Source organism: Tissierella sp., assembly GCF_032104385.1.
In the GTDB taxonomy this organism is placed as follows: Bacteria; Bacillota; Clostridia; order Tissierellales; family Tissierellaceae; genus Tissierella.
In genome coordinates this window covers 178,346-190,961 of record NZ_DAMCHJ010000003.1, presented here as the reverse complement: position 1 = coordinate 190,961, position 12,616 = coordinate 178,346, and the positions used below count along the sequence as shown (strand labels likewise).

Here is a 12,616-nt window from a genome sequence, read left to right as displayed (position 1 = left end):
GACTATAAGACTTCCTATTCCAAGCTGTATCATTACTCTAATTGGAAATGTAACATCTTTTAGATGATAACCTTCATAAAAATGAAATCTTCCTTGCATCGCAACTACAATTTTACCTGATAACTCTCCTATAACTAACTGTCCAGCATGTCCTTCTACTGTTGATTTTGGAAAACCTGGTATCTCATCATATTTAATAATTATAGGCTTTTGAATTTTATCTGCTAAACTACCTAATCCAGATCCTAAAACTAGTCCTATTGTGGGTAAATAATCAGTTTTTGATACTATAAAATCAACAGCTTCTTTAACTTTTTTTATATAATCCATTTTTCTCCTCCTATGCTCTTGGATGTGATTTTTTATATACATCTCTTAATTCCTTATCATTTGATGCAAATGAATAAATATGTGTAGTAGATACATCTGAATGTCCAAGCATTTCTTGAACCATTTTTATATCTGCTCCATTCTCTAATAAATGAACTGCAAATGAATGTCTAAGGGTATGAGGTGTTATTGTTTTATCTATATTGGATTCCTTTGTATATTGTTTTATTATTTTCCAAAACCCCTGCCTAGTTAATCTACTACCGCTATAATTTATAAAGAGAGGTTCATCACCTACCATTTCATTTAGTCTATATGTAGAAATATAATGAGTTAAGGCATCTAATGCTAATCTTCCAATAGGTATAACTCTTTGATTATTATCATTTTCCTTAACATTAAGTAACCCTAAGTCCAAATCCAAATCATCAATATTAAGAGATATTATTTCTGACACTCTAAGACCTGCAGCATATAATAGTTCCAACATAGCCTTATCTCTTGAACCTTTAAAATTATCGGATTTTGGTTGTGATAGTAAAAGATTGACTTCCTCTGTTGTTAAAACAGATGGTATCTTTTTTTCTAATTTTGGAGATTTTAAATTTAGTGTTGGATCCTCACTGACCATATTATTATTTAATAGGAACTGAAAAAAACATCTAATTGATGCTAAATTTCTAGAAATAGTAGAAGTTGCTTTTCCCTTTTTTTGCAAATTCATTAAATATGTAATAATAATAGTTTTATTTGTTTCCTTATATTCTTCAATATCATGTTCTAATAAATATTCTTTAAACTGTAGAATATCCCTAATATAAGCTTCTAAAGTATTATTTCTTAATTTCTTTTCATTTTTAATATATTCTAAATAATCCACCATAATCCTATCCGACATCATACTTCTCCTTTGTAATAGCTATTTTAAATCCTATAAATTAAATATAATCAAATTTAAAAAATATGAAGTAAAAAATCCTTCTATAAAACATCCAAATATAACAATGAAAAAAAACAATAGGGTTAAAATTGAATAATCAACTATATCCCTATGATATGCTCTACTTCCTTTGCCCTTTATACCATAAGCTGAATAAGATAACCCAATTGCCCCTATAGCTAAAAAGCTTGGTATAACTATTAAATAATTAGGTAAAAGTCCCAATAGAGCAAATGTAAAACCTTTCATTCCAAACTTCTTAACTAAAAATCCAACTGTAAACCCTATAGTTAAACCCTTTAAACAAAAAATTAATGGTATAACTAATAATCCAAAGCCAATAAATCCCAAAATCCAAATAATAGATACTATTTTCATATTCGATATTAAACTTAACTTAAATATATCAATAGCTCTATATCTTTCTCCTTCAATATATTGAAAAATCCAACTGAATCGATTAGCAAATCTAAAATTTTCTCTAATATCCAATTTATTTACAAATATTGCACCAATAATTATTCCCGCTATAAAGAAAATAATTAATATAAAATATACAATAAAACTATCCTGAAAATGTCTCTTGCTTAATTTTCTCATTTTTGTAGATACCAATTTGCTTCCCCCTTTGTATACAAGCCTTATATAAATATTATGCTCAAAAGGAGGACATTATCACTTATTGTTTTTTATCTATATATTTTTTTGCAAAATTAATACCTATAATAGTTTTACTATCAACTATTTCTCCTCTTTCTACCATCTTAACAAGATCATCAATACTATGCTTTTCTATATCAATAAATTCTCCTACGTCTGGATTAGATTCTCCCTCTATTAAATCAGCAGCCAAAAATAAATATATCTTTTCATTAGAAAACCCTGGCGAAGTGTAGAACTCAAGCAAATATTCTAACTTTTTAGCTTCAAATCCCGTTTCTTCTTTTAATTCTCTTATTGCAGTTTCTCTAGGCTCCTCATTTATTTCCAGTTTCCCTGCTGGAATTTCTAATAAAAATCTTTCCACGGCTTTTCTATATTGTTTAACTAATATAATACAATTGTCATTTGTTATAGGGATTATAGCAACTCCTCCAGGATGTTCAACTATTTCTCTTTTAGAATATTTCTTATCTGGTATTTCAACTGTCTCTACTCTTAAGTTAAGCAATTTTCCTTCGTATAATTTATCAGATTTCATTGTTTTTTCTTCAAATATCATATCAACCCTCCTTTCTTAAAATAAATTTGCTACATAGTTTCCTGCAGCACCTAGACTAATAAAATAATCCCTATCATCTTTTATACTTCTCCCCATAGAAGTTGTTTTTAATTCAAATTTCTCCATTGCCATAATTATTTCTTCACCATATTCAAATATAATATTATGTTTTTCTTTAATTTTAGAATTTTCAATTTGAGCTATAATATAATCTTCTTTCTCTTTTTCTAAATACGGTAAAATCAAATTAGACTTAGTATTTGTTATCTGGGATAATGTAGTAATAGTATGGTGACTAATTCCATAATGTCTATTCCTTTTATCTTTAAAGCTAATTCTTGGTACTGAAATAGCCATTCCTTCAAGATTATTTATAGCATCAACTATATATCCTTGTTCTATACCTGTAAATCCATATTTTGTACCACTACCTACAATACCTGGTCCCATAGATATTATAGTCACATCTCCTTTAAGTATTTCCTTAGCTGCAATTAATCCTGTATATATATTAATACATTCTAAGTCCCCACCAAATGCATGACCTATAGTAATAGTATTATCTAAGATTTTCTTATTCTTCAGTTCAGCAACTGTATTACTAAAATATAAAGGTAAAGCTCCCCCATCAGTCATAATATAATTAATTTTTATATCTTTATTTATATACTTAATCATAGCACTAATGGGAGCAAGCATACTATGTAAAGTTGCTACAATAAAAATATGATTCTCTAATGATTTAAACTCATTAAACAAATTATGATAAGGGCTATCTTCCTCCTCTGCTGCTAAACATTTCATCTGATAAGGAGTATAGCGTAGCTTCATTATATGTCCAGAGCCTTTAAGTTCCATAGATTTATTCCTGTAGTTATACATAACAAAATGATATCCACCAGTACCTAATGACAAATCAACAGCAGTAGTATTTAATACAACCTCATCATCTAATTTAATATCACCTGTAAAGTCCTTGTAATTTGCAGCTTTATACATTTTACCTTCAACATTAACATTAACTATAGCTAAATGCTCGCCATCACTAATTATAGAACTTACAGTTCCATTCTTATAACCAATCAAATTATTTCACTACCTTCCAATATTATCTAAAAACTTTAAAATTTTATTATTATCAATTATCTTAGAAAAAGAAACTTTTTCAGCAAGAATATGGACAACTATGAGTAAAATTAAAATTATGCTCTTGATAGTCAAATTAAAACTTGTTGCAGCATATAATCCTAATGTAAACCCTAGAGTATTAGAACCTACATCACCCATCATAACCCTGGCTTTTAAATCCAATATTATGTATGGAATAAGTATACCAAAAAAAGAAAGTAAAATATAATTACTATTTCCTAAGAAATTGCTAAATATAAAAATTAAAGAAATAATCATAAATATTTTAACGGCTCTGCCAGGTCTTAAATCAAAAAGATTTACAAAATTAGTAAATAATCCAATTAGAAAAGAATTAATAATAAAATCCTTCAAAGAATTAGAGATATATGAGCTAACAACTATGGAAATAAAAAAACCTAAAAAAGCTTTAATAGCTCCTGTTGTGAGTACCCCCCTAAAAAAAGCTTTTATATGACCTTTTAATCCTTTTATTTTCTTTTCTCCAGTTAAATCATCAAGTAAACCTAATAAGCCTATAAAAACAAATCCTAAAAGGTATATTAAACTAAGATTATCATTGAAATCAAATAATATTTTTAATATTCCTAAAGTAATTACCTGAACAAAAACAAATACTATTCCCATTGAAGTAGGTATTAAATTGGATTTAAAGTTTTCGCACACAACATTAGATTTAAATAGCATATCAATAAACATTGGTAAAGCAATATAAGATAAAATCAAAGATAATATAAAACTAGTTATTCCATAGTAATACATAAGTTCACCTTCTAAAATACATTATTATAAATGTTTTTAAAATATCCTTAAACTGTTTTCCCCTGTGAATGAATCCTTCTAAATTCCTTTGACTATATCTATGATTCATAGTAACAGGTACTTCAATTATTGAAAATCCATTATTAATTGTCTGAATAGTCATGGCGACTTCTATACCATATCTATCAGGTATATAATCTATTTTATCTATAACTTCTTTTTTATATACTCTCTGTCCAGATAAAGAAGTATCTATTTCTTTCTTAGTAAAAAAATAAACTCCTTTTTTAGCTAAAGTCTTTACTGCTCCAATTCCTCCCTTAGTGTGGGTCATAGTACTTCTTTTTGGGAATTTAGCTATGGATACATCAGCTTCTCCATTAATTATTGGCAAAATAAGTTTTTCAACTTGTATACTACTTTTTCCTAAATCCCCATCAACGAAGGCAATATAATCATATTCTAAAGTATCTATTGCCCTCTTCATTGCATAACCTTTACCATAATTATTTCCTAAGTCAATGACAGATACATTTAATGTATTAGCTACTTCCAAAGTATTATCCTTTGAACCATCATTTACTATGACAATCTCATCAATAGCCTTTATCTTTTTTAAATTTTCTACAGTATCAATAATTAAATCTGCTTCGTTATAAACAGGAACTACACATATAAGTTTTCCTCTTTTTTGCATACTATCTCTCCTAAATCATTCTTTATGGATATATGGAATTACACCATTAGAAGTATCCTTGATACCATAATGACCTCCCATACCTTCCATAGCTAATATCATTGCAACTTTGCCTATTATCATATCAACATTGTCTACAGTAGAAATATCTAAATCTTTATATCCAGTCATATATGAATAGTTGACATTAGACTTTTCAACACCTAATATTGGAAGATTATGCTTCTTAGCTACATTAACAATAACTCTATCCACTTGATTAATTCTCTTAGATTTATCTTCAAAACTTCCGCCACAAATAATTAAATAATCAATAGGTTCTTCATAATTACCAATAATTTCAATAAATCCTTCTTTTTCAAGATTTTGAAATATTGGATTTTTTGCACCAGTTATTATAGATTTAGTTATTATAGAAACAATATCTTCAGTAGGATTTTTAGCTATATTAATATCCACTTCCTTATATAAATCGTTTAATTTCACCTTATCCTCTATATTATTATTTAAAGTAGTAACATTCATTACCTTAGCACCAGCTAACTCTAAATCTCTGCCTATTCCAGATGTAATATAATCTTCATTCGTTGCAATTATACCTATGTTTAATCCTGCTAATTTATCCTTTATAATAGATTCATGACTAAGGGATATATATTCATCCTTGTATTTACTCTCTAATTCTAATACATTAACATCAGCTTTAAGTTCCTTATTTTCATTTATCAATATTTCAAATTGAGATTCCATTATCTTATTTATTATATCCTTTTGATCAATAACAAATTCTTGAGTATCAATAGTAAAACCAATAAATATTCCTATACCTAAAGCTACAAAAATAGAAACAATAGAAACTATGTAAAATTTCATATTAGGTAACATAATAAACCTCCCTAAAGACCTAGCAATAATCTAAGTCTGATTTTAAATAATGTTAAAAAAGATTTAGTAATAGGATTAATAAAAATCAGGATAAAAATTGGAATAAAAGCGGCTATTAAAATAAACGCTAAATACTTCGTCTTAAAAGTAGAGCCGTAGAGTTTATTTACACCTCTAGCATCAACCAATTTACCTCCTACTTTTAATCTCACTAAAAATGTACTAGACATACCTTTTCTTCCTTTTTCTAAGAAATCAATCATATTTGTATGAGTACCAACAGCAACTATTAAATCAGCATCATTTTCATAAGCTAATAAAAGAGCAATATCTTCACTGGTACCAGGAGATATAAATAATCTAGGCACTATTTCAAGACTTTTAACTCTCTCTAGTCCTGGAGCTCTTCCATCTGTATATGCATGGACTATAACATCCTTGGCTTTTAATAAACAATTATCTGACACACTATCCATATCTCCAATTATTATATCAGGAATGAATCCAAATTCTAGTAATGCGTCGCCGCCACCATCTACACCTATTAGCACTGGTTTTACTTCATCTATATAGTTTTTAATAGCTATTAAATCTGCTTTATAATCCTTACCTCTTACAACAACAAGAACATGTCGTCCATTTATAACAGTATCAATCTTTGGAATTTCTATTTTCCCTGTAACTAAATTCTTTTCTTTCTTTGCATATTCCAATGTATTTTCAATAAAAGCATCTAATTCGCTTTCAATATTATCATAACCTAATTTCATCAATTCTTCAATAATACTATTACTGATATAATTACATTTTCCAATTTGTTCTCCATTAAATACTATGGTATCATCAATTATTTCAATTTCATCACCTTCTTTTAAAGAGTTAAATATTTCATTATTATCCACTTCAAAAATAGGTATATTCTTTTCCATCAGAACAGAGGGTCCTCTATTTGGATATTTTCCACTTATAGTCTTTTCCGTATTTATTATACATGAAACTTTCTTTTCTGCCAACGAAATAGCAGCTATTTCATCTAAATCTTTATGAGATATTATAGCAATATCTCTATGCTGTAATCTATTAACTAAATTCTTTGTTTTTTTATCTTTCTTTATAATTCCCTTTATGTACATAATAACCTCCATAAATTCAATAAATCTATATAATAAATATTATTGACCAAATAAAATATAATATATTATATCATAATCTATTTCTTATAACGAATATGAAAGTTCTACTTTTACTTTTTATAAGAACCTTCCTTAAAATTAGTTTCAAAATAGCTACCTTATTAACATGTGAATAAACACATTTTCTATAAGTTGATATAAAATATAAAAGAAAAAATGTTTCTATCTACTAATTCTTATCCAGATTTATATATGATATATTATATATATAAAAGAGTCAATTTATCAATTATGATAACATTTGTTATGATTATATTTTTTAATCTAAATAGTACTAAATTTCTCCTAATTAAAATTAAAGAGATAATAAAGGGACTAGAAAACACCTTCATAGTCCCTTTTCATTTTATGAATTTGTGGCTATTTTACCTTGTTCTAACCTTAAATTATCTGCAATAAGTGCTATAAACTCTGAGTTAGTAGGTTTTCCTTTATCATTATTTATTGTATATCCAAATAGTTTATTTATAGTATCTACCTTTCCTCTAGTCCAAGCTACTTCTATTGCATGTCTAATTGCTCTTTCTACTCTAGATGGTGTTGTATTAAATTTAGTTGCTATACTGGGATATAATTCTTTAGTAATAGCACCTAAAAAATCCATATCTTCAACAACCATTGCTATGGCTTCCCTTAAATATAAATATCCTTTAATATGAGCTGGAATTCCAATTTCATGAATAATTTTAGTTATTTGTGCCTCTAAATTTTTCTCTGTAGATTCAGGTTTAGTTGGCATAAATATTTCCGGATTTTCCTTAATCTTAATTATATTATCTTCAATACCAGCTATCTGTTTTAATCTCTTTATAAAAATTCGAAAATCAAATGGTTTAACAACGTAATAATGGGCTCCAAGTTCAATAGCTCTTTGTGTAATCTTATCCTGACCTACTGCCGATAATATTATTACTTTAGGAAGGTTATATTCTACTCGATCATGCAATCTCTCCAATACCTCTAACCCATCTAGATGTGGCATAATAATATCTAGAATTAAAACATCAGGTTTTTCTCTATCTATCATGTCTAATGCTTCAATCCCATCTTTAGCCACCCCTACAATTTGAAACTCCTCATAAGATGATATAAAGCGGGTTAATATTTCACTAAACTCCCTATTATCATCTGCAATTACAATTTTTATTTTTTTCATTCTTAATCCCCCTGTTTTTTAAAGTTTGTTATAAATATATTAATTCGACAAATATATTAAAACTCCTTCTTTTTTAAAAAAATTAAAAAAAATAAGCCATAAAGGCTTATTTACTATTCATTTGTTCTAACATCCACTCAATATATATACCATAACCCTTGGTTGGATCATTTACAAAAACATGAGTGATAGCTCCAACTAATTTATCATCTTGAATTATAGGACTTCCACTCATTCCTTGAACTATTCCACCTGTTTTATCTAGAAGTCTAGGATCTGTAACTTTTATTACCATACTTTTTTGTTCTGCCTTTAATTGTGGTTGTATCTTTAATATTTCAATTTCAAATTTTTCTACGCTATTATTATCAATAGTAGTTAAAATATATGCTTTTCCGACCTTTACTTCCTCTTTAAAACCAATTGGTATAGGTTTATTTTGTATAAAATTTATGTTATCCTCTTTTATAGTTCCATATATACCATATGGACTATTAATAATTATGTCTCCAACTAAATTATCTGTTTCATAAAATACACCTCTAATTTCTCCAGGAGCTCCTTTTTTACCTTGCTCTACTTTAGATATTTTAGCATTCATTATCTTACCTTTTTCTACAGACAATAGTCCTCCTGTATCTACATCAACAATCCCATGACCAAGAGCACCAAATTCATTTGTATCTTTATCATAATATGTTAATGTTCCAATGCCTGAAGTTTTATCTCTTACCCAGATACCCAGTCTATAGCAATTATCTTGTATGCTTTGAATAGGTTTAGATTCAGTTACAAATTCCGCTTTATTTCTTTGCACCACTATTTTAACATTAGTATCTTTAATATTATTAAGAATACTAACAACATGTTCTGCATCTTGAACTTTTTCTCCATTTATTTCTATAATACTATCTCCTACTTTTAATCCTGCATCTCTAGCTGGACTAAATCTGTGTCCTCTAGTATCAATAACATCCGTTACAGCCACAACTAGAACACCTTTCGTATTTAACCTAACTCCAATAGCGTTTCCACCCGGAATTATCTCAGGTCTATTAATCACATTTACATTATAATTTTTAATAGGAATAAAACCTAAAAGTTTAAGCTGAATTTCTGCTTCTCCAGCATCTATTCCATTTAATTTATAAGATTTTTTTAATCCAATAGTCTCTGTTTCATTATAACTAGCTTCAATTACATTTTCTTTTTCTTGACTAATATCCAAAAAAAATGGAAATGATATATCTAGGTTTTTATTTTCTCCTTTTACAATATTTATGCTTGAAGGATAAAATAAAATTTTATTGCTTTGTATACTCAAACTTAGTACAAATAATATTAAGATGGAAATTATAATCTTTCGGCTAAATTTTAATTTACCCAACCACTATCACTCTCCTAATTGGCTTTATCAAACTCACCTCCTATTTTTGAATTTCATATATAATTTAGCCTTTTTTTTGATTAATTATTCTCCATTAAAAAATTTTTAAATGTCAACGGAATTAAGTTTTACCAATAAAAAAGTGTTTTGATTTTAATCAAAACACTTTTTTTATTTTAATTTTTTAGACATTTCAATCATTTCAGAAGCGTGTCTAATAGTAGTATCTGTTAAATCAACACCTCCTAATAATCTTGCCATTTCTTCGACTCTTTCCTTATCTGATAGTTTAGAAATAACGGTTTTTGTTCTACCTTCTGAATCTATTTTATTTATAACATAATGGCTGTCTGCTAAAGCAGCAATTTGTGGTAAATGTGAAATGCAAATAACTTGATGCTCCCTTGATATAGCATATATCTTTTCACCTACAATTTGAGCAGTTCTACCAGAAATTCCAGTATCAATTTCATCAAATATCATAGTAGGTATTTTATCAAAAAAGGCTAGTATACTTTTAAAAGCTAACATTATTCTAGACATTTCTCCACCAGACACAATTTTTGATAAAGGTTTTAAATCTTCACCTACATTTGTAGATATAAGAAACTCTATTTTATCTTGTCCATCTGAAGTGAATTCAGACTTTTTATTAAAATCAACTTTAAAATCCACCTTTGTCATATTTAATTCTGTTAATTCTTCTTTAATGCTTTTTTCTAATTTTTTAGATATTTCTTTTCTTTTAGATGATAGTCTTGTTGAGTATGTTTCAAGACTTTTTTCTAATTCTGATATTTTATTATTGGTTTTTTCAAGTTCTTTTTCGAAATTAAGTAATTCATCCAACCTTTCTTGACATCTATTTCTAAAATCTAAAATTACATCTATAGTATTTCCATATTTTTTCTTCAATTTATTTACAAGATTAATTCTTTCCCCTAAAAAATTCAATCTTTCAGTATCTATATCTATACTATCTAAATAGTCTTTTAATTCTGTATATATGTCCTCTAATTCATAACTAATTCCTTCAAATCGCTTATATAAACCTATAAGTTTTTCATCAAATTTTTTAGCATTATTTATAAGTGAGATACTTTTATTCATTAAATCAAAAATACTTACTGAACCGAAACTTTCATTATTTATATAGGTTAGTGATTGACCAATAGAATGAACAATTTCATTAATATTAGCTAATTTTTTATATTCATTTTCTATATTATAATCATCGTCCTTATTAAGTTTAGCCTCTTCTATTTCTTGAACTTGAAATCTCAATATATCTATTTCTCTATCCCTCTCACTACTATCCATAGATAATTTTTTTAATTTTTTTCTTTCATCTGTCCATTCATTATAATATACTTTGATTTTTGATTTTAATTCCACCATTTCCATATCTCCAAAGGAATCTATCAAAATCTCATGATTAGAAGAATCTAATAATGATTGATGCTCATGTTGACCAAATATATCAACTAACTTCGTCGTTATGTTTTTTAACATATTTAAAGTAACATTTCTTCCATTAATTCTAGATAAACTAGGTCCTTTTAAATAAATTTCTTTAGAAATAATCAGCAGATTATCCTTATCCATATCTATAGAATATTCTCTTAATAAAGGCATTATACTAGAAGGCTCTTCTATATAAAACACTCCTTCTAGTATGGCCTTTTCATGTCCTGATTGTATAAATTCTCTATTGGATCTAGATCCTAATATAATTCCAATGGCTTCTATTAAAATAGATTTACCAGAACCTGTTTCTCCAGTAATAATATTTAACCCCTTAGTAAAATTTATTTTTAGTTCCTCAATAATTGCAAAATTTTTAATATTTAACTCAACTAGCATATAAAAACCTCCAAATTAATAGAATTTAACTAAGAGTACTATGAGCTTCTTCAATAACTGCAAGAATTGATTCATCATTTACTACACTATCAAAATTATTTTTCAAATAAATAAGAAATTCGATATTTCCCGTTGCACCAGTTATAGGTGAATACGTTAATCCATAAATACCTAAATCAATTTCACGGCAAAAATCCATCATGTTTTTTATTACATCAAAATGAATATTGCTATCTCTAATAATTCCTTTCTTTCCCACTTTATCTTTACCAGCTTCAAATTGTGGTTTTATTAAAGCTACAATTTCCCCTTTTTCACTTAATAGTCGTTTCGCTACAGGTAAAACTAAACGCAGAGAAATAAAAGATACATCTATTGAAATAAAATCAATATCTTCCCCGATATCTTCATTTGTTACATTTCTAATATTAGTTCTTTCCATAACAACTACTCTCGAATCAGTTCTTAATTTCCAGTCCAATTGTCCATAACCAACATCAACAGCAAAGACTTTAGAAGCCCCATTCTTCAACATACAATCTGTAAATCCACCAGTAGAAGCACCTATATCCATAGCTATTTTATCTTGTAAAGATAGATTGAATTTATCTATAGCCTTCTCTATCTTTAGTCCACCGCGACTAACATATATATTAGGATTTTCTTTAATAGTAATTGGAGCATTTTCATCTAATTTCTCCCCAGGTTTATCAATCCTAATATTTCCAATAAAAACCGAACCTTCCATTATGACTCTCTTTCCTTTTTCTCGAGAATCAACTAATCCTTTTTCATATAGAATTATATCTGCCCTTTTTTTCACCTATCATCTCTCCAAATTAATTACTTTTTATTTTTTTTCTTATTGGGAAATATATCTATTCCAAAACTTTTTTCAATAAAATTTAATATCTTAGCTATACTATAAATAATTTTCTCATAGTTAAATAAGGCTATTGATTTCCCAAAAGCCTTGCCCCCTACAGTAAATGCAGCTATTAATGAGGTGATAATTATTGTAAATATTGTTCC

12 protein-coding genes and 2 pseudogenes are annotated in these 12,616 nt (G+C 27.4%); all 14 read right to left on the bottom strand.

What is annotated here, in order from left to right:
* A pseudogene (locus RT714_RS04925) lies at positions 1 to 330 on the bottom strand (purine-nucleoside phosphorylase); the annotation flags it as partial.
* 10 nt (positions 331 to 340) lie between these two features.
* Entirely contained in the window at positions 341 to 1,228 is an 888-nt protein-coding gene (gene xerD / locus RT714_RS04920; RefSeq protein ID WP_313756467.1) for a site-specific tyrosine recombinase XerD, read from the bottom strand.
* 33 nt (positions 1,229 to 1,261) lie between these two features.
* On the bottom strand, positions 1,262 to 1,885 hold the full coding sequence (spoIIM, locus tag RT714_RS04915; protein ID WP_313756466.1) for a stage II sporulation protein M: 624 nt from the start codon (positions 1,883 to 1,885) through the stop codon (positions 1,262 to 1,264).
* 64 nt (positions 1,886 to 1,949) lie between these two features.
* Positions 1,950 to 2,492, bottom strand: a complete 543-nt coding sequence (locus RT714_RS04910) for an NUDIX hydrolase (protein WP_313756465.1) — start codon at positions 2,490 to 2,492, stop codon at positions 1,950 to 1,952.
* A 15-nt stretch (positions 2,493 to 2,507) separates the two neighbouring features.
* Positions 2,508 to 3,578, bottom strand: coding sequence for a DUF3866 family protein (locus tag RT714_RS04905; protein WP_313756464.1), 1,071 nt, complete (start codon positions 3,576 to 3,578; stop codon positions 2,508 to 2,510).
* Between the two features lie 9 nt (positions 3,579 to 3,587).
* Entirely contained in the window at positions 3,588 to 4,403 is an 816-nt protein-coding gene (locus RT714_RS04900; protein WP_313756463.1) for a phospho-N-acetylmuramoyl-pentapeptide-transferase, read from the bottom strand.
* Positions 4,404 to 4,407: 4 nt separating this feature from the next.
* Positions 4,408 to 5,100, bottom strand: coding sequence for a glycosyltransferase family 2 protein (locus RT714_RS04895; RefSeq protein WP_313756462.1), 693 nt, complete (start codon positions 5,098 to 5,100; stop codon positions 4,408 to 4,410).
* Positions 5,101 to 5,115: 15 nt separating this feature from the next.
* Positions 5,116 to 5,985: a copper transporter gene (locus RT714_RS04890; RefSeq protein ID WP_313756461.1), complete on the bottom strand. Its 870-nt coding sequence runs from the start codon at positions 5,983 to 5,985 to the stop codon at positions 5,116 to 5,118.
* A gap of 11 nt (positions 5,986 to 5,996) precedes the next feature.
* The gene (gene steA / locus RT714_RS04885) at positions 5,997 to 7,118 is read right to left on the bottom strand and encodes a putative cytokinetic ring protein SteA (RefSeq protein WP_313756460.1); all 1,122 of its coding nucleotides are present in this window, start codon (positions 7,116 to 7,118) and stop codon (positions 5,997 to 5,999) included.
* 406 nt (positions 7,119 to 7,524) lie between these two features.
* On the bottom strand, positions 7,525 to 8,334 hold the full coding sequence (gene spo0A, locus RT714_RS04880; RefSeq protein WP_313756459.1) for a sporulation transcription factor Spo0A: 810 nt from the start codon (positions 8,332 to 8,334) through the stop codon (positions 7,525 to 7,527).
* A gap of 106 nt (positions 8,335 to 8,440) precedes the next feature.
* Positions 8,441 to 9,721, bottom strand: coding sequence for a SpoIVB peptidase (spoIVB, locus tag RT714_RS04875; RefSeq protein WP_313756458.1), 1,281 nt, complete (start codon positions 9,719 to 9,721; stop codon positions 8,441 to 8,443).
* Positions 9,722 to 9,892: 171 nt separating this feature from the next.
* A complete protein-coding gene (gene recN / locus RT714_RS04870) occupies positions 9,893 to 11,584 on the bottom strand; it encodes a DNA repair protein RecN (RefSeq protein ID WP_313756457.1) in 1,692 nt (563 codons plus the stop codon).
* Positions 11,585 to 11,609: 25 nt separating this feature from the next.
* Positions 11,610 to 12,407 (bottom strand): TlyA family RNA methyltransferase, encoded by a 798-nt coding sequence (locus RT714_RS04865; protein WP_313756456.1) that lies wholly within the window; start codon positions 12,405 to 12,407, stop codon positions 11,610 to 11,612.
* A 20-nt stretch (positions 12,408 to 12,427) separates the two neighbouring features.
* Positions 12,428 to 12,616, bottom strand: a pseudogene (locus RT714_RS04860) (hypothetical protein); the annotation flags it as partial.

Coding starts and splice junctions, on each gene's coding strand:
- xerD (WP_313756467.1), bottom strand. CDS start 1,228: ATGTCGGATAGGATTATGGTGGATTATTTAGAATATATTAAAAATGAA.
- RT714_RS04910 (WP_313756465.1), bottom strand. CDS start 2,492: ATGATATTTGAAGAAAAAACAATGAAATCTGATAAATTATACGAAGGA.
- RT714_RS04900 (WP_313756463.1), bottom strand. CDS start 4,403: ATGTATTACTATGGAATAACTAGTTTTATATTATCTTTGATTTTATCT.
- RT714_RS04895 (WP_313756462.1), bottom strand. CDS start 5,100: ATGCAAAAAAGAGGAAAACTTATATGTGTAGTTCCTGTTTATAACGAA.
- RT714_RS04890 (WP_313756461.1), bottom strand. CDS start 5,985: ATGTTACCTAATATGAAATTTTACATAGTTTCTATTGTTTCTATTTTT.
- steA (WP_313756460.1), bottom strand. CDS start 7,118: ATGTACATAAAGGGAATTATAAAGAAAGATAAAAAAACAAAGAATTTA.
- spo0A (WP_313756459.1), bottom strand. CDS start 8,334: ATGAAAAAAATAAAAATTGTAATTGCAGATGATAATAGGGAGTTTAGT.
- recN (WP_313756457.1), bottom strand. CDS start 11,584: ATGCTAGTTGAGTTAAATATTAAAAATTTTGCAATTATTGAGGAACTA.